Origin of the sequence: Nocardiopsis sp. MT53 (genome assembly GCF_019598965.1) — a bacterium.
Taxonomy (GTDB): Bacteria; Actinomycetota; Actinomycetes; order Streptosporangiales; family Streptosporangiaceae; genus Nocardiopsis; species Nocardiopsis changdeensis.
Map to the genome: position 1 here is coordinate 537,377 of NZ_CP080599.1, position 17,762 is coordinate 555,138.

The window sequence follows — 17,762 nt, forward strand, 5'->3', positions numbered from 1 at the left end:
GCGTACTGGCGGGACGGGGTGTGCGCGGACGCGCGGTTCCTTGTCACGGTCACACCCGCACCCTCGGGTCGAGCCAGGCATAGAGGATGTCCGAGAGGAACGACGCCACCATGATCGTCACGGCCATGAAGCAGGAGGCCGCGGCCACGACGTGGACGTCCTGCTGGAAGATCGCGTCGATCAGCCAGGCCCCCATCCCGTGCCAGCCGAAGATCTTCTCGGTGAAGGTCGCGCCGGAGACCATCACGCCGAAGGTGAAGGTGAAGTACGTGATGGTGGGGATCAGCGCGGTGCGCAGGGCGTGCTTGATCAGCGCCTTGCGCCGGGTGAGACCCTTGGCCATCGCGGTGCGCACGAAGTCCGCACCGAGCACGTCCAGCATCATGTTGCGCTGGTAGCGGGCGAAGGCGGCGAAGAGCGCCACGGCGAGCACGAAGGTCGGCAGGATCGCGTGGTGGATCCGGTTGAGCAGGAGTTCCAGGGCGTTGCCCCTGAAGCCCGCCGAGTACTCGCCGGAGAACAGGAAGAGCTGGAAGCCGAGGACCCCGTTGATCTCGGCGGCGAACACCTGCACGCTGAGCGCGATGACGACGGTGGGGATGGCCAGCACGAAGAACGTGGCGACCGTCGTGGCCTTGTCGAACATCCGGTACTGGCGCACCGCCGCGTAGGCGCCGATGGCGATGCCCATGGCACTGCCCAGGAGGGTGGCCACCGTGATCAGCCGCAGGGTGACACCGGCCTTGAGCCAGATCTGCGGTGTGACGTCCCTGCCCTGGATGGTCTGCCCGAAGTCGCCCTGGGCGACACCGCTCAGCCAGGTGGCGTACCGCTGCACCAGGGGGGTCTGGTCGTTCAGGTTGAGGGTGTCGAGCTGGGCGTTGATCGCCTCGGGCGTCGGCGGCGGCTGCATCTGCTCGAAGTAGCCGCGCGGGTACAGATTGGCGGCGGCGAGCAGGTACGCGAAGCTCGTCGCGAGGAAGATCAGTACGACGTAGTTCAACAGTCGTCTGACCAGGAACTTGCCCAAAACTCTCTCCGAACCTCACAGCCGAGCCCGGCGCGGCGGTCTGCTGACAGGGCGGTCGTAGCCAAGAGCACCGGTGGAGGAGGCACGGATCCGCAAGGCTGTTGGCCTGTTAAGCATCCGTGATCCCACTACCACCGGCGGGGGTCACTCCCGGTGACTGCCGAAACACAATTGCGTCCGATTCACGATCAGTGACCGGAATGTCAAGAGTCTGGGGCATCGCTAGACACTCGACGGTAACCAGTGCATCAAGAAAAGACAACGGAGCCCTTTTGGCCGGTGAACTCGTGGCGATTTGTCAATTTTTGCACAGAAAGCCACGGGAGCGTCACTCGCAGCCAGAAAAGCGCGCTGAGCTGCGAAGACGCACCCGCCGAACCGGGCGATACGTCATCACTGTTTACATGAAACCCGACAAACCCGGCAATCATACGACCAAAAGACAGCAAGTTGTCACCACCGGGAAACACGCTTCCGCCCCGCCGGACCACCGCTCCCCTGCTCATCTCCGGGAGCGGCCGGACCCGCGAAAGGGGTTTCATGCCCCCGGACCGGCGGACATCACCCGGTGTGAGTGGTCTTAACCGGACCTAACGAGGGTGCGTGAGTCCTCCTCAGCCCGTGCGGGGTCCCGTGCGCGGGCCGCCTGCGCCACGGCGAAGTCCGGACGGTGCATCCGGGGCAGCAGCGGGGCCGCGCTGCGCGACCGCGCCATCCCCCACCAGGCCCCCAGGCCCCGGGCCGCGTCGCCGGCGATCCCCAGCGCGGTCCAGGTGAGCGGGTCGACCGGGGCGGCGCCCCGCGCGGTCCGCCAGGCCGCCGGATGCGGCGCCACCAGGGCCGCGGCGGTGGCCGCCGTGGCCAGCACCGTCGCCGCCGCGGGCCTGCGGCCGCGCCGCAGGTCCCGGGTGATCCGCACGGCGCCCAGGGTCAGAGCCGCGGCGGCCGGGGGCCACCAGGCGCCCCTCAGGGCCCGGGACGCGGCGCGGGCCTGGCGCACCAGCCCGGCCGCGACCGCCGGGGCGGTCCGGTCCGCGGGCGCGCCGGCGGCGGCCAGGGCCGCCACCCGCACCCCGCCCCCGGCGACGGCCAGGGCCGCGGCCGACAGCGGGCGGCCGACCAGCAGCGCGGCCAGGGCCGCGACGCCGGTCGGGGAGAGTTCGGGGCCGGCCGCGCGGGTGCCGCGCAGGCGGGCCAGCCGGGCCGCGGCCGCGCCGGTCCCGGCGCAGGCCCGCAGGTACCCGCCGAGGTCGGCGAGCGGCGGGACCCGTACCCGGGACCGGGGCTCGTGGCGCACGGTGAGTCCCCGGTCGGCCAGGGACCACAGCAGCGCGGGCTCGGCGGCCGTGCCCAGGGCCGGGTCGAGGAGGGAGGGGTCCACCGCGGAGCGGCGCAGGACCAGGGCGGTGACCGGGCCCAGCGGGTCGCCGGTGTCGGCTCCGGCCGGGCGGGCGAGGCCGGGGGCGGTGTGCCCCCAGGGCAGCACGGGGGCCGGGTCGGGTCCGCGGTCGGGTCCCACCCGGGCCGCGGCGACGGCGGCGACGGCCGCGGAGCCCTCCCCGCCGGAGGCCGGGAGGTCGACGAGCGTGCGCGGCAGGACGGCGGCGACGGCGGGGTCGGCGAAGTGCCCGGCGCACGCCTCCAGCCAGCCCGGCCGCGGCAGGTGGCCGGCGTCGACCAGGGCGACGAGGTCGGCGTCGGAGACGGTGAGGGCGAGCGCGCGGGCCGCGGCGCCGCCCACGGGGATGGGCAGCACCCGGGCACCGCGCTCCCGGGCGGCCCGGGCGGCGGGCCCGGTGGCGCCCACGACGATCGGCTCCGCTCCGGGGTGGAGCCGGGCGAGCCGGTCCAGGGTCGCGGTCAGTCCGCCCGCCGCGCCCCGGTCGATCACGACGATGTCCACCGTGGGACCGCCCTGCTCCCCCACCGGACGCGAGGACGGGTGGGAGGTACCGCTCCGAAGGCGTCCGTCGGGGGCGATGGCGGGAGACGAGGGGTGAGCCGGAGGCTCTCCGTCGAGGGCGGTGGAGGGCGACGAGTGGGAGGGGCTGCGCCGAAGGCGTCCGTTGAGGGTGGTGGAGGGCGACGGGTGGGAAAAGGGGTGAGCCGGAGGCTCTCCGTTGAGGGTGGTGGAGGGCGACGGGTGGGCGAGCCCGGCCGCGATGAGGTCGGCGGCGGTCGCGCCCTCTTCGGCGTCGCGCACCGGGGCCCCGCTGATCCACCTGATGAGTCCGCTGACCTGTCGCGACGTCAGGCGGACGGCGCGGGTGGGGTCGCCGCCGACGAGGAGGTGCCCTTCGTCGGCGAGGCGCACGGCGCGGTCGAGTTCGACGCCGAGGCCGGTCGGCAGGGGGGAGCGGGAGGCCATGCCCCTTACCTTGACGGGTCGTCCCCGAAGTGCGCAAGACCCCGGTATGGGATGAAAAGCCCAATTGCGTTACCGCATCGTTACTCATTCCCCTGAGTCACACCAGTCACGGAACCCTCGCCTTGACCGGTCGCATACCCTGGCCGAACACCCTCTTTAACCAGGTCAAGAGGGGTCGTTCCGACACGGCCAGGTCGGCCGGGTCCCCGGAAGAGCACGGAGCGTATGCTATGCGCGAATACGCCCTTCAGTGTCGTGGGGCACATCCGATACCAGACACGACCATTCGCCCCGGACCTCCCCCGCACCCCGTCCGCCGCCCTCCCGCCGCGCGCCCGGTCGTGCGGCACCGCACCCCTCCCTGTACCCGGGGGCCTCGACCCGTGTGTCCGCCCCGCGCCGTGACCCGTTCCGGGCATGGACGCGACACCGAGGGGCAGGCGCTGCTCCGCCCTGTCCTCCGAGAACACACCGTGGAGTGAACAGCACATGACCGCAGCAGCACCCCACGACCCCCTCGTCCACCTCGGTGTGCGCGGTGCGTCCGTCCCGGAGCGGGCCGCGAGCGTCGACTCCTCTCCTCCCGTATGTGGTCCGGCAATGGAAGAGCACAACAGACCCGCCAGACGCCGCTTCCCCGGTCTGCCGAGCCAGATCGCGTACGCGCGCAGGTTCGTCGCCCGGCAGCTGGCCGACTGCCCCGATCCCACCACCGCCACGCTGTTGACCAGCGAACTGGCGACCAACGCCATCACGCACAGCGCCTCGGGGCGCTCCACCGGCAAGTTCGAGGTCAGCGTCCACCGCGCCCCGGGCTGGGCCCGGGTGGAGGTGCGCGACCTGGGGAACCTGAACGAGACGCCCCGACCCCAGCACCGGGACCCCTACGACACGGCCGAGCACGGCCGGGGCCTGGACCTGGTCGAGGCGCTCTCCAGCAAGTGGGGCAGCGAGCCCCGCGGCGACGGCATGGGCCGCCAGGTCTGGTTCGAGCTGGTGTGGGACGAGACCGCCGAGGACGGGTGACCCGGGGTCACCCGCCCGTCGCGGTGTCCTCCTCCGGGGCCGTCCCCTCCCCCGCGGTCGCGGGCGCCTCCGGCAACCGGTAGCGCTCGTAGAGGAGGCGGGCGTAGTCCTTCGCCTCCTGGGAGGGCTCGGCGCCCAGTTCCTCCCGAACGAGATCGTCGAGTGACTTCTTCTGCGTTTCCGTCATGTATCGCAGCCTGCCGTTCCTGCGCCGATGACACAAACCAACGCTCCGGTCACAGCATGCCACCACTGCCCCGTTCCCGGGGCCGGAACGGCGACGGGCGCCCCGTGCCGGAGCACGGGACGCCCTCTCACCTGGAGATCCCCGGCGTCAGCCGACGGTCTCCTTCTCGCGCGCCGACGCGGAGGCGGCCGCGCGCTTGGAGCGGCGCAGCTCCTCGCGGGAGGCCCTGCGGGCCGCCCGGCGCTGCTTGCCCCACTCCACCAGCTGGTAGAGGACGGGGACCAGGATCAGCGTCAGCAGGGTCGAGGTCACCAGACCGCCGATCACCACGAGCGCCAGCGGGGCCGAGATGAAGGCGCCGCCGCCGGTGATGCCCAGCGCCATCGGGGTCAGGGCCGCAACGGTGGCCAGGGCCGTCATGAGGATCGGGCGCAGACGGTGCCGGGCACCCTCCACGATCGCCTCCGTGAGCGGCATCCCCCGGTTCTGGTTCTGGTTGATGAGGTCCATCAGGACGATGGCGTTGGTGATGACCACACCGATGAGCATCAGCATGCCGACCAGGCCGGCGATGCCCAGCGCCGTGTCGGTGACGAGCAGCAGCGCCAGCGAGCCGGTGATCGCGAACGGGATCGAGATCAGCAGCATGAACGGCTGGAGCAGGCTCTTGAAGGTCGCGACCATGATGAGGTAGCAGATGACCACGGCGGCCAGCATGGCCAGGGCCATCTGCATGAAGCCCTCGCTCTGCTCCTGGCTGACACCGCCCAGCGTGGCGGTGGCGCCCTGGGGCAGGTCGATCGTGTCGAGCGCCTGGGTGATCTCGGCGCTGACCGCGCCCAGGTCGGAGGCGGTGACACTGGCCTCGACGGTGGTGCTGGTGATGCCGTCGATGCGGGTGAGCTGCGGCGGCTGCTCCACCTCGACCACGTCGGCGACCTCGGACAGCTCCACCGGCCCGGCGGTCGGGGAGACGACCACCAGCTCCTCGAGCTCCTCGACGGTGGTCGGGGCCTCGACGGCGCGGACCACGATGTCGCGGCGGCTGTCGTCGACGGTGACGGTCCCGGTGTTCTGCCCGTTGAACGCGGCGCTCACCTGGCCGCCCACGGCGGCCTCGGTCAGGCCCAGTTCGGCGGCCTTCTCACCGTCGACGCGGACCTCCATGGCGGGCTGGGTGGCGGAGATGCCGTTGACGACGTCGGCGGCGCCGTCGATCCCCTTCAGCTCCTCCTCCACCAGGCCCGCGGCCTCGGCCAGGACCTCCTGGTCGTCGGCGGTCACCCGGACCTCGATGCCGGAGCCGGCGCCCATCGCGCCCATGGCGCTCATGGTCGGCTCGTAGTCGGTGTCCAGGTCCTCCAGGGAGTCGCGCAGGACCTCGCGGTTGCGCTCCTGGTCGGTGTCGGGGTCCGCGGTGATCGTGTAGTCGATCTGCGAGGCGCCGCCACCGCCGAACGGGCCGGCCATCGCGTTGCCGCCCACGTTGGTCTGGTACGACTCCACCCACGCGAACCCGGCGAGCATCTCCTCGACCTTGACGGCCTCGGCGTCGGCCTCCTCCAGGGAGGTGCCCGGGGGCAGCTCCTGGCTGAGGGCGTAGGTGTTCTCCTCCGACTGGCCCATCCAGTCGGTCTCCAGCTGGCCGGCCATGTAGACGGTGCCGCCGAAGATGACCGCGGAGGCTGCCAGGGTGACGATCGTGGCCTGCCTGCGCTTGGTGGTGATCCACCGGATGACCGGCATGTAGGCGCGCTGCAGCGGGCTGCGCAGCTCGCGCTCGGTCTCCTCGCGCTCGATCTCCTCCTGGGTGGCGTCGCCGATGTCGCGCGGCTTGAGGAACCAGTAGCAGAGCACCGGGATGATGGTGATCGACACGATCAGCGAGGCGAGCAGGGCGAGGCTGGCGGTGACCGCGAACGGCATGAAGAGCTCGCCGACCATGCCGCCGACGAAGGCCAGCGGCAGGAACACCGCGACGGTGGCGAGGGTGGAGGAGACCACCGCGCCCGCGACCTCGCGGACACCGGTCTTGACCGCCTCCATCTTCTCCTTGCCGTAGTCCAGGTGCCTGCGGATGTTCTCCAGGACCACGATGGAGTCGTCGACGACGCGGCCGATGGAGATCGTGATGGCCGCGAGGGTGAGCATGTTCAGGGTGAAGCCGAACGCCTGCATGCCCAGGAAGGCGATCAGCACCGACACCGGGATGGACACCGCGGTGACCAGGGTGGAGCGGATCGACAGCAGGAAGACGAGGATGACGATCACGGCGGCCGCCAGGCCCATGCCGCCCTCTTCGAGCATCGCGAGGATGGACTCGTTGATGTAGGGGGCCTGGTCGAAGACCACGCTGATCTCGATGTCGTCGCCGAGGACGTCGGCCTGCTCGTCGAGGACGCGCTGGACGCCCTCGGAGACCTCGACGGTGTTGCCGTCGGGGGTCTTCATGATCATGACGCCGATGCTCGGGTCGCCGTTGACGCGGGCCAGGGTGGTGGCCTCGTCGCGGACCAGCTCGACGGCGGCGACCTCGGAGAGGCGGACGGGCTCGGGCTGGGCGGCCGGGGGCGCGCCGGGCATGGCCGAGGTGGCGCCGGCCTCCGGGGCGGCCGGCCGGATCCAGATGTCCTCGACCTGCTCGACCGAGGTGAACTGGGCGCCGGTGGTGACGTTGAGCGTGCGGCCGTCGGAGTCGACGTCGCCGCCGGGCACCAGCTGCCCGCTGCCCTGGAGGGCCTGGGTGATGTCCTGAGCGGTGAGGCCCGCCTCGGCCATCTCGTCCTCGTCCGGGGTGATGACCAGGTCGGAGGAGATCGCACCGGTGACCGTGGCCGAGCGGACGCCCTCGACGGACTCCAGCTCGGGGATGAGGTGGGTCTCCAGCGGCTCGACCATGCCCTGGTCGTCGCCGTCCTCGGCGCCCGCGGCGAGCATGACGACGGGCATCATGTCGAGGCTGAAGGACATGACGCTGGTCTCGACGTCCTCGGGCAGCATGCCCGCGACCTGGTCGACCGCGATCTGGGTCTGGCGGACCAGGTCGTCCTGGTCGGCGCCGTAGTCGAACTCGACGGTGACCTGGGCGGTCCCGCTGCTGGAGGTCGAGGTGACGGTGGTGGCCCCCGCGACGCTCTGGACGGCCTGCTCCAGGGGCACGGTGACCTGGTTCTCCACGACCTGCGGGGAGGCGCCCTGGTAGGTGCCGGTGACCATCACCATCGGCAGGGACATCTGCGGGAAGAGCTCCCGCTTGGCGGCTCCGGCGGCGAGCACGCCGAAGAAGAGCACGGCCAGGGTGACGAGCAGTACCAGCGCCCGGTTCTTGAGCGACATGACCGCGAGGCGGTTCATCCGGTCGTCCCTTCCGTGCGGGGGGAGCCCGCGTGCGGGGTCCTGAAAGCCGATCTGGACATGAGAGGTTCTCGCTCCTACTCGCTGCGGACGTTGGACCGGTCGGCGCGGTGCGCGCCGGGTCGTCGCCGTCGGGCGGCGGTCGGTCCTCGAAGTCGTGTGGTGGGGATGCCGTCGAAGGCGTGCCGCCCTCGTCCGGGCGGGGCCCGCCCGCGGGACCGTCCCGTCCCCCGGGTGCTCCGCCGGGCACTGCATCCGCCGGGCGCCTCCCCACGATACGTCGCGTTATATCGGGACTTCTCGTCCTCGGACGCGGATCGGGGGGCTTTCAGGGACGCGTCAGTCTTCTGTCAGGGTCGGCCCCTGACCAAAGTTAGGGACATCCGACAGAAGTCGGAGATTCCCCGGCGGGACATGGGACTTCGTCACACTCCCCCACCCTCCGCACCCTGTAACGGGCATCACAGTGGCAGGTTCCGGTCATCCGCAACAACGGCGGCGGGAACGCGCTATGGGGGAGCCGGGCGACACGGGGGGCGGGTGCGCCGGACGGGTCAGCCCGCGCGGCGCTCGGCCCCGGCGTCCCTCCCGGCCTCGCCCCCGGGGGCCTCGTGCGGGCGCCCGGTGCCCCAGACGACGCGCAGCAGGTCCTCCAGGGCGTGGGCGAGGGAGGCGTCGACCAGTTCGTAGGCGACCCGGCGCCCGTGGGCGTGGGTGCGCACCAGTCCGCAGTCGCGCAGGCAGGCCAGGTGGTTGGAGACGTTCTGGCGGGTCAGCCCCAGGTGCTCGGCCAGGTCGGCGGGGTAGCCGGGACCCTCGAGCAGGGCCAGCAGGAGGCGGCAGCGGGTCGGGTCGGACAGGGCGCGGCCGAGCCGGTGGATGGCGGAGAGGCGCTGCTCGGAGGTCAACATGAAAACCATTGTACATAGCTTGCTGTATAGACAGCCCAGGCTGTATAAACAGTGGTGACTGAACCGACGTGCGCACGCACACGGGAGCACGCACACGAGAAGGGGGACCCATGGGCGCCGGACACGGCCACGGCCATGGCCACGGACACACCGCGGGGGCGGCCAACCGGGGACGGCTCGCGCTCGTCCTCGCGCTCATGCTCGGCGTCGCCGTCGTCCAGGTCGCGGGCGCCGCGTTCAGCGGCAGCCTCGCCCTGCTCGCCGACGCCGGGCACACCGTCACCGACTCCTTCGGGGTGGCGCTGGCCCTGGTCGCCGTGTGGATCGCCGCCCGCCCCGCCCGGGGGCGCAGCACCTTCGGCCACCAGCGGGCCGAGATCCTCGCCGCCGCCGTCAACGCCCTGGTGCTGTTCGTCCTGTGCGCGTTCATCGTCGTGGAGGCCGTCGAGCGGCTGCGCTCCCCCGCCGAGGTGTCCGGTCCCGGCATGGTCGTGGTCGCCGCCATCGGCCTGGTCGCCAACATCGCGGGCGCGCTGGTCCTGCGCTCGGGCGCCAAGGAGAGCCTCAACGTCAAGGGCGCCTACCTGGAGGTCGTCAGCGACGCCCTGGCCTCGGTCGGCGTCATCGTCGGCGGCCTCGTCGTCTGGCTCACCGGCTGGACGCAGGCCGACACCGTCGTCTCCCTGCTCATCGCCGCGATCATCGTGCCCCGCGCCTGGTCGCTGCTGCGCGAGGCCGTGCACATCCTGCTGGAGTCCGCGCCGCGCGGCATGGACCTGGACGAGGTGCGGGGCCACCTGCTCGACCACCCGGCCGTGGTCGACGTGCACGACCTGCACGTGTGGACCATCACCTCCGGGGTACCGGTCATGTCGGCGCACGTGGTGGTCCCCGAGGAACGGCTGCGCGACTGCGGGCGCACCCTGGACGAACTGCACGCCTGCCTGGCCGGGCACTTCGACGTCGAACACTCCACCCTCCAACTGGAGCCGCCCGGGCACGCCGACCACGAGGGCGCACGCCACGACTGACGGGGAACGGCGACACATCCTCGCCCGTCCCACCCTGGGACGGACCGGTCGCCCCCTGCTGGCACAATCGTTCGGGTCGAACGACGGTGACCTGCACGAAGCGGTGGAATGACGAGGACATGAGGCAAGCCCTGAGAGCCTTCACGACCCGGATGTCCCGGAGCGCCGCCGCGCTCCGGGACATCCGCGTGCGGCTGACTCCGCGCCGGCGCCACACCGGCTTCGACAGCGGGCCCGTCCACCACCGCAAGACCGCCTGGGGCAAGCCCGCCCGGGCCTTCGTCCTGATCTTCTTCGTCGTGGACCTGCTCGGGACGCTCCTGCTCATGACCCCGCTCGCGGCCACGGGCGAGCCCCTCACCTTCACCGAGGCCCTGTTCACCGCGACGTCCGCCCTGGCCGTGTGCGGCCTGAGCGTCATCGACATCGGCGACCAGCTCTCGTTCTTCGGCCACCTCGTCATCCTCGTGATGATCCAGACCGGCGGGCTGGGGATCATGACCCTGGCCTCGCTGATGGGCGTGGCCATCATCCACCGGTTCAGCCTGCGCATGGAGCTGAACGTGCAGGCGGAGAACCGGGCCCTGGCGGTCGGGGACGTCCGGGGCATCGCGACCCGGGTGCTGAAGGTGAGCCTGATCCTGGAAGGCGCCGTCCTGGCGCTCGTCCTCCCGAGGATGTGGCTCGGCTACGACATGACCTTCTGGGAGGCCCTCTACTCGGGCGTCTTCCACTCGGTCTCGGCCTTCAACAACGCCGGGCTGTCCCTGTACGGGGACAGCCTGATCCGCTTCTCCGGGGACGCGTTCATCCTGTTCCCCCTCGCCTTCGCGGTCATCCTCGGCGGCGTCGGGTTCCCCGTGCTGATCGAGCTGCGCCGCCGCTACCGGACCCCGCAGGCCTGGAGCCTGCACACCAAGATCACCATCACCACCAGCGCGGCCCTCTTCCTCATCACCATCGTGCTGGTGACCGCCATGGAGTGGAACAACCCGCTCACCCTGGGGCGTTTGGACTGGTGGGCCAAGATCACCGACGGGGTCTTCCACGGGGTGATGCCGCGCAGCGGCGGGTTCAACGTCACGGACACCGGTTCGATGTACGACTCGACCCTGCTGCTCACCGCCATGATGATGTTCGTGGGCAACGGCAGCGCCGGGACCGCCGGCGGGATCAAGGTCGCCACCCTGGCCGTCCTCTTCCTGGTGGTGTGGTCCGAGATCCGGGCGCACGACCGGGTCCACGTGTTCGGCCGCCGGCTGGCGCCTGAAGTCATCCGGCAGGCGCTGAGCCTGACGTTCCTGTCGATGACCGTGGTCGCGGTGAGCACGGTGATCCTCCTGCACACCACACCCTTCGGCTTCATGGACACCCTCTTCGAGGTCGTGTCGGCCGTCGGGGTGGTCGGGCTCTCCACGGGGATCACGCCGCAGCTGGACCCCTGGGCCCAGACCTTCGTCACCCTCCTCATGGCCGCGGGCCGCATCGGCCCGGTCACCTTCGCCACGGCGATCGCCTTCCGCGAACGCAAGCGCCGCTACGATCTCGCCGAGGCCCGCCCGATCATCGGCTGACCACGAATCCTCTAGGAGCACCCACATGCCCCAACAGACGAAACTCAGGGACAAGCGCATTCTGGTCATCGGGCTGGGCCGCTTCGGCAGCTCCCTCGCACTGGAACTGGTCAACCACGGCTGGGAGGTGCTGGGCGTCGACTCCAACCCCCGCCTCGTCCAGGCCTACGCCGACGCCCTGACCCACACCGTGATCGCCGACGCCACCGACGACGAGGCGCTGCGGCAGGTCGGCGCGCCCCAGTTCCAGCGCGCGGTGGTGGCCATCGGCACCCACCTGGAGGAGAGCATCCTGGCCACGTCGCAGCTCGTCGACATGGGCGTGCCCGACATCTGGGCCAAGGCGATCAGCAGGCGGCACGGCCGCATCCTCGAACAGGTGGGGGCCCACCACGTGGTCCTGCCCGAGCACGACATGGGCGAGCGCGTCGCCCACCTGGTGTCGGGCCGCATGCTGGACTACGTGGAGCTCGAGGAGGGGTTCTCCCTGGGCAAGACGAAGGCGCCCAAGGAGCTGCTGGGCAAGCCGCTGCGCGAGACGAAGGTGCGCCAGAAGTACGGGATCACGGTGGTGTCCGTGAAGCGCCTCCACTCGGCCTTCACCTACGCCACCGAGGAGACCGTGCTGCAGAAGGGCGACGTGATCGTGGTGGCCGGGCGGACCGACGACGTGGAGCGCTTCGCCGAGGTCACCTGAGCCGGGGGCCGGGGCCGGGCATATGGGTCAAATTGACAATCATTTTCATTTTCCCGATGATGGTCCCATGCGTACGATCCTGCGAACCGCCGCCCTGTCCGCGGTGGCACTGATGACGGCCACCGCCTGCGGTGGCCAGGGTTCCCCCGCCGGCGGAGAGGGCCCCGACCCCGCCGACGCCGACCTGACCGTGGTCACCGGGGTCTATCCCCTGGAGTGGCTGGCCCGCGAGGTCGGCGGGGAAGGCGTGGCGGTGGTCCAGCTGACCGAACCCGGCATGGAGCCCCACGACCTGGAGCTGACCGGCCGCCAGATCGGCGAGCTCACCGAGGCCGACCTCGCGTTCTACGTGGCCGGCCTGCAGCCCGCGGTGGACGAGGCCGTCGAGCAGGAGGCGTCCGACCGCGCCCTGGACGTGGCCGACGTGGTCGAGCTGCACCCGGCCGGGGAGGGCGGGCACGAGCACGGGGACGAGGAGGCCCACGGGCACGAGGAGGACGCGCACGGGCACGAGGAGGACGCCCACGCCGAGGAGGAGCACTCCGAGGAGGACGCCCACGCCGAGGAGGGGGCCGGGGGCGACGGCCACGACCACGGCGACCTCGACCCGCACTTCTGGCTCGACGTGGACCTCATGTCCCAGGTCGCCGGCGCCCTGGGCGAGCGGCTGGGAGAGCTGAACCCCGAGGCCGCCGCCGAGTACACCGCCAACGCGGAGGCGGTGACCGCCGAACTGGAGGCGATCGGCCAGGAGTACGAGGACGGCCTGGCCTCCTGCGAGCACAACGAGGTCGTGGTGGGCCACACCGCCTTCTCGTACCTGACCGAGCACTACGGCCTGGAGCAGGTGGGCATCTCCGGGGTCGACCCCGACAGCGAGCCCTCCCCCAGCCAGATCGCGGAGATCGCCGACTTCGTCGAGGAGCACGGGGTCACCACGATCTTCACCGAGCCGCTCATGCCCGAGGAGACCGCCCAGACCATCGCCGGCGAGACCGGCGCGGCGGTCGAGGTGCTCGACCCGCTGGAGGGGGTCACCGACGCCTCCCCCGGCGACGACTACCCGTCGATCATGCGCGGGAACCTGGAGACGCTCCGGACCGCCCTGGCCTGCTCCTGACCCCTGCACTCCGCGCGGCCCCGCCGGACACGCCCCCGAGGCGTCCGGCGGGGCCGCGTCGTGCTGCGCACCGGGAGGCCGTGTCCGGGTTAGCACGGTTCGTCATGGAGAACACCCCTGGTCGGGCGCCCTGTGTATCACGTGGGACTCAGGATGGCTAACTCTCGGACAAGTGGCGAGGGTCACGCTATGCTTATGAACGTGCCAATGCTCTTGCACGTGCATTTGGCAGTGCAGGCGCACGGCACATCCCCTCGAGTGACTCCGAAGGAGAAGTGGGCATGACCCCGTACAACGGCATCAACGCGACCGAGCTGACCGAGGCCGCCTGGCAGAAGGCCAAGCGCAGCAACTCCCAGGGCGCCTGCGTCGAGATGGCCCGCCTGGCCGACGGCTCCATCGCCGTCCGCAATTCCCGTTTCCCGGCCGGCCCGGCCCTGGTCTACACCCAGGAGGAGATCGACTGCCTCATCCTGGGCGCCAAGGACGGGGACTTCGACAACCTGTTGGGCTGAGGCCGCACCGCTCTCCCTCCAGGCCACGGGCGGGGGGTCGCACCCCAGGGGTGGGACCCCCCGCGCAGGCGTGGACCGGCACCGCCCGGAGAGCGGCGGACACCCCAGGCACACCGCGAAAGAGACCGCGCGGAACGCCGAAGGACCCCGTCGGGGGACGGGGTCCTTCGGCCGTGTGCCGTTCCGGCCGCTTCGGCGGGCCGGCTCGGGGGTACCGCTGCGGGGTCCGATGGGGTCAGCCCAGGCCGGCCGCCTCACCGTCGGGGTCGTCGTCGGCCTCGGTGAAGTCGGCGAGGATGGACCGGAGCATCTCCAGGCTCTCGTCGGGGGTCGCCGCCGAGACGCTCAGCCTGGTCATCGCCTTGGTGTAGGCCTCGACCACGTTCGGGCGGTCGTTGAGCTCGCCGTCGTGCAGCTGCTCCAGGTACACCATGTCGGCGAGCTCGTAGTCGGAGTAGCGCAGCAGCGTGAACGAGCCCGCCTCGGCGGCGTGCGCGCCCACCGAGAAGGGGATGATCTGGATGGTGATGTTGTCCTTCTCCGTGCTGAGCCGGATCAGGTGCTCGATCTGGCGGCGCATCACGCCCAAGCCCCGGATGCCCACGCCGATGGGGCGGCGGACCGCCGCCTCGTCGAGGACCACCCACATGCGCATGCCCTCGTCCGTCTCGACCCGCTTCTGTCTCTTGAGCCGCGCCGCCAGCCGCTGCTCGGCGACCGTGTCGGGGGCGTCGACGCCGCCGAAGATGATCTCGCGGGCGTACTCCTCCGTCTGCAACAGGCCCGGGACGAATTGCGACTCGTAGATGCGGATCTGGTCGGCGGCCTCCTCGAACCCGATGTACTGGGTCAGCCACTTGTGGAGGGAGTCGCCGTAGTCCTTCCACCATCCGGGCTTGTTGGATTCCTTCGCGACTTCGAGCATTTCCTTGATCGTGCGGCGGTCGGTGCCGTACAACTTCAGGAGGTCCTCGATATCGCGCAGCTTGAAACCGACCCGGCCGAGTTCCATGCGACTGATCTTCGACGCCGAAGCCCGAATCCGCGCCCCGGCGTCCTCCCGGCTGATACCACGCTGTTCGCGTCGGCTGCGCAGTTCCTGGCCGAGCAGCATGCGACGCACGGTGGGGCCGCTCCCCTTGCGCAATCGAGCGATATCCACGTTCGCCGCCTCCCTGTCATTCCCGCAACGGGCGTCCGCTGCGCGGGACACCCGGGTACACGATATAGCCGATGTGATCGCGGTACCGGGGTCGGCTCCTCCGGTCCCCGCCACTCCGCGGATCCGGTCCGCTCGGGGGCGGTGCGAAGGACGCCGGCCCGGCACCGGCGGTTCACACGAATTGCGCCCAAACGAACTTTCCCCCGGGGGGAGTGGGAATCACACCCCACTCTCGCGCGAAGGCGCTCACCAAGGCAAGTCCCCGACCACCCTCCATGGTCGGGTCGGACCTCCTTCTGCGCGGCAGCCGATCTCCGCCGTCGCGAACCGCGCAGATGAATTCACGGCCGCTTCTCATCAGGGAGAGTTGAATACCCCCGCCGCCCGGACCGGTCGAGACCAGCGGCCCGCCATGGCGTACCGCATTGGTGACCAATTCCGAAACGACCACGGAGACATCGGGGGACAAGTGCCCCATACCCCATTCCCGGAGCAGGGCGTCGGAAATCTCGCGTGCGGCCGACACGGAGTGGGGGCGCGGCGCGAAGGTCCACGTGACGGCGTCGTGCCGGTCCCCGCACAGGGGTGTGTTCCAGCGCCGGGAGCCGTGGGTGAGGACCCTGAGCCACCAACCTCCGGCGGGCTCCATGACCGCCTCCGCACACTCCATGCCTTCCACTCCTCCCCGAGCAGGTCGGGCGCGTGCTGCTGCACGGATCGAATGCACGTGCATCCTGGCCTTGCAGACATCGTAGGCCAAGCGGGGGCGGTGTGCAGGAAAACGGGGGGACCCGATGGCGCACTTCTTTCCGCGGTGCGGGGACGCCCAGGTGGCGGCGTACGGGCCCGGCCGGGAAGGGGCCGGATAAGGCCCCCCGGCCGCTTACCGACCGGTAGGAATGTCGATAGGATTCCCCCGCGCCCACCACGTGAATTCTGGAGGTAACCCATGTCCGCAACGCCTCGTGTGGCCATTGTGACCGGAGCGGCCCGTGGTATCGGCGCCGCCACCGCCGAGCGCCTGGCGGCCGACGGCCGGGCCGTCGCCGTGCTGGATCTGAAGGAGTCCGACGCCCAGGAGGTCGTCGACCGCATCACCGCCGCCGGGGGCACCGCCCTGGCCGTCGGCTGCGACGTCGCCGACGAGGACCAGGTCACCGCGGCCGTCGACACCGTCGCCGAGCGCCTGGGCGCACCGTCGATCCTGGTGAACAACGCCGGTGTGCTGCGCGACAACCTGCTGTTCAAGATGTCCGCCTCGGACTGGGACACCGTCATGAACGTGCACCTGCGCGGCTCCTTCCTGATGAGCCGCGCCGCCCAGGCGCACATGACCGCGCAGAACTGGGGCCGGATCGTCAACCTGTCCAGCTCCTCGGCGCTGGGCAACCGCGGCCAGGCCAACTACTCCGCCGCCAAGGCGGGCCTGCAGGGCTTCACCAAGACCCTGGCGATCGAGCTGGGCAAGTTCGGTGTCACCGTCAACGCGGTCGCCCCGGGCTTCGTGGAGACCGCGATGACCCGCGCCACCGCCGAGCGGATCGGCATCTCCTACGACGACATGAAGAAGTTCAAGGAGGCGGAGATCCCGGTCCGGCGGGTGGGCCTGCCCGAGGACATCGCCAACGCGGTGGCCTTCTTCGCCTCCGAGGACTCCGGGTTCGTCTCCGGCCAGGTCCTCTACGTGGCCGGCGGCCCCCTCGACTAGCGACCCGGTCGGCCCGCCGGGTGTCCGCCCGGCGGGTCCTCCAGGGCCGAGGTGACCGCGGTGACCAGCTCCTCGGTCAGGGCGACGCCCGAGGTGTAGTCGCGGCTGCCCTCGGACATGACCGCGATGAGGTACTGGCGGTCGGGCCCGGCCACGTAGCCGACGCTGTTGACCAGCCAGCGGCCGCCGTCGGACTCGCGGGGCGTCCAGCCGTTCTTCAGGCCCACGACGTCCCCGGGTCCGGCCGCGGCGGACACGCCCCAGGCCTGTTCCGGGGCGACCGTCTCCATCAGGCCGCGGATGTGGGCGCACTCGTCGGCGGTGAGCGGCCCCTCCTCGGTGTACAGGGCGCGCAGCAGCCGGATCTGGTCGGCGGGCGTGGTCAGGGTACCGCCCCACACGCCGTTCGGGTGGGGCTCGGTCCCGGTGAACCCGAGCCGCTCGGCCCCCTCGGCGAAGCCCGGGTTGTAGCCGATCCTCTCGTAGAGCCCGTTGGCGACGTCGTTGTCGCTGTAGCGGATCATGGCCTCGACCTGGGACCGCTCGACCGCGGTGAGCTCGCGCCCCTCGTCCCGGGCGTGCAGCACCAGCATGGCGGTGATCATCAGCTTGGCCACGCTCGCGGTGGCGAAGCCCTCCTGGGCGCCGTGGCTGAACGTCGCGCCGGTGCGCAGGTCCTGGACGGCGATCCCGGCGCGGGCCCCGCTGTCGGCGATGGTCCGCGCCACGCGGGCGTCCAGCTCCTCGTACCGCTCCGGGGTGAGCACGGCCCCGCCGGTGGCGGGCGCGGTCACGAGCGGGAGGAGGGCCTGCGGCCGCACGCCCCCGGCCGGCACCGCGCGCGCGAGCGCCGGGGCCGCCTCGGGCAGGACCCCGGAGGGAGCGGACGGGGACACGGCCAGGAGGAGGGCGAGGGCGGCCACCAGGAGGGTGCTCAGGCCGCGGGGGAACGGGGGGAGGTCGGCGGGGAGGCGCCGGGGCACACGATCACCGGTTCATCGAACGTCGCTCAGTGACTTGGTGCACCCATTATCCCGCTCGAATCCCTCTGTCCCGAGGGCCGATACGGAATCGGTACG

General features: G+C 71.1%; 15 protein-coding genes. 7 read left to right on the forward strand and 8 right to left on the reverse strand.

Annotated elements, in window-relative coordinates:
• Nucleotides 1-49 precede the first annotated feature (49 nt).
• Together K1J57_RS02235 and K1J57_RS02240 are read right to left on the reverse strand one after the other, a co-directional pair.
• Complete coding sequence (locus K1J57_RS02235) at nucleotides 50-1,030, reverse strand: ABC transporter permease (protein ID WP_220562823.1); 981 nt, start codon at nucleotides 1,028-1,030, stop codon at nucleotides 50-52.
• A gap of 580 nt (nucleotides 1,031-1,610) precedes the next feature.
• Nucleotides 1,611-3,398: a family 2 glycosyl transferase gene (locus tag K1J57_RS02240; protein WP_220562824.1), complete on the reverse strand. Its 1,788-nt coding sequence runs from the start codon at nucleotides 3,396-3,398 to the stop codon at nucleotides 1,611-1,613.
• A 600-nt stretch (nucleotides 3,399-3,998) separates the two neighbouring features.
• On the opposite strand from K1J57_RS02240, the gene K1J57_RS02245 reads away from it, so the two are divergent.
• On the forward strand, nucleotides 3,999-4,424 hold the full coding sequence (locus K1J57_RS02245; protein ID WP_220562825.1) for an ATP-binding protein: 426 nt from the start codon (nucleotides 3,999-4,001) through the stop codon (nucleotides 4,422-4,424).
• A 7-nt stretch (nucleotides 4,425-4,431) separates the two neighbouring features.
• Here K1J57_RS02245 and K1J57_RS02250 read toward each other — a convergent pair whose 3' ends face one another.
• The 3 genes from K1J57_RS02250 to K1J57_RS02260 form a co-directional block, all read right to left on the reverse strand.
• Nucleotides 4,432-4,611: a hypothetical protein gene (locus K1J57_RS02250; RefSeq protein WP_220562826.1), complete on the reverse strand. Its 180-nt coding sequence runs from the start codon at nucleotides 4,609-4,611 to the stop codon at nucleotides 4,432-4,434.
• A gap of 147 nt (nucleotides 4,612-4,758) precedes the next feature.
• Complete coding sequence (locus tag K1J57_RS02255; protein WP_220562827.1) at nucleotides 4,759-7,965, reverse strand: efflux RND transporter permease subunit; 3,207 nt, start codon at nucleotides 7,963-7,965, stop codon at nucleotides 4,759-4,761.
• Nucleotides 7,966-8,519: 554 nt separating this feature from the next.
• Nucleotides 8,520-8,876 (reverse strand): helix-turn-helix transcriptional regulator, encoded by a 357-nt coding sequence (locus K1J57_RS02260; RefSeq protein WP_220562828.1) that lies wholly within the window; start codon nucleotides 8,874-8,876, stop codon nucleotides 8,520-8,522.
• A 110-nt stretch (nucleotides 8,877-8,986) separates the two neighbouring features.
• On the opposite strand from K1J57_RS02260, the gene K1J57_RS02265 reads away from it, so the two are divergent.
• The 5 genes from K1J57_RS02265 (at nucleotide 8,987) to K1J57_RS02285 (ending at nucleotide 13,813) form a co-directional block, all read left to right on the forward strand.
• On the forward strand, nucleotides 8,987-9,907 hold the full coding sequence (locus tag K1J57_RS02265; RefSeq protein WP_220562829.1) for a cation diffusion facilitator family transporter: 921 nt from the start codon (nucleotides 8,987-8,989) through the stop codon (nucleotides 9,905-9,907).
• 119 nt (nucleotides 9,908-10,026) lie between these two features.
• Nucleotides 10,027-11,481 carry a TrkH family potassium uptake protein gene (locus K1J57_RS02270; protein WP_255646791.1) on the forward strand — a complete coding sequence of 485 codons (1,455 nt, stop codon included), beginning with the start codon at nucleotides 10,027-10,029 and terminating at the stop codon, nucleotides 11,479-11,481.
• Between the two features lie 25 nt (nucleotides 11,482-11,506).
• Nucleotides 11,507-12,178: a TrkA family potassium uptake protein gene (locus tag K1J57_RS02275; protein ID WP_220562830.1), complete on the forward strand. Its 672-nt coding sequence runs from the start codon at nucleotides 11,507-11,509 to the stop codon at nucleotides 12,176-12,178.
• A 67-nt stretch (nucleotides 12,179-12,245) separates the two neighbouring features.
• Nucleotides 12,246-13,298: a metal ABC transporter substrate-binding protein gene (locus K1J57_RS02280; RefSeq protein WP_220562831.1), complete on the forward strand. Its 1,053-nt coding sequence runs from the start codon at nucleotides 12,246-12,248 to the stop codon at nucleotides 13,296-13,298.
• 281 nt (nucleotides 13,299-13,579) lie between these two features.
• Complete coding sequence (locus K1J57_RS02285) at nucleotides 13,580-13,813, forward strand: DUF397 domain-containing protein (protein ID WP_220562832.1); 234 nt, start codon at nucleotides 13,580-13,582, stop codon at nucleotides 13,811-13,813.
• 235 nt (nucleotides 13,814-14,048) lie between these two features.
• Here the strand turns inward: K1J57_RS02285 and K1J57_RS02290 are convergent, their stop codons facing one another.
• Both K1J57_RS02290 and K1J57_RS02295 read right to left on the reverse strand, forming a co-directional pair.
• Nucleotides 14,049-14,927 (reverse strand): helix-turn-helix transcriptional regulator, encoded by an 879-nt coding sequence (locus tag K1J57_RS02290; RefSeq protein WP_220565304.1) that lies wholly within the window; start codon nucleotides 14,925-14,927, stop codon nucleotides 14,049-14,051.
• A gap of 220 nt (nucleotides 14,928-15,147) precedes the next feature.
• Nucleotides 15,148-15,645 (reverse strand): ATP-binding protein, encoded by a 498-nt coding sequence (locus K1J57_RS02295; protein WP_220565305.1) that lies wholly within the window; start codon nucleotides 15,643-15,645, stop codon nucleotides 15,148-15,150.
• Nucleotides 15,646-15,942: 297 nt separating this feature from the next.
• Here K1J57_RS02295 and fabG point away from each other — a divergent pair, with 297 nt between their 5' ends.
• Complete coding sequence (gene fabG, locus K1J57_RS02300) at nucleotides 15,943-16,683, forward strand: 3-oxoacyl-ACP reductase FabG (RefSeq protein ID WP_255647101.1); 741 nt, start codon at nucleotides 15,943-15,945, stop codon at nucleotides 16,681-16,683.
• Here fabG and K1J57_RS02305 read toward each other — a convergent pair.
• Complete coding sequence (locus K1J57_RS02305) at nucleotides 16,680-17,666, reverse strand: serine hydrolase (RefSeq protein WP_220562834.1); 987 nt, start codon at nucleotides 17,664-17,666, stop codon at nucleotides 16,680-16,682. The two genes, fabG and K1J57_RS02305, sit on opposite strands and share 4 nt — an antisense overlap.
• Nucleotides 17,667-17,762: the final 96 nt, after the last annotated feature.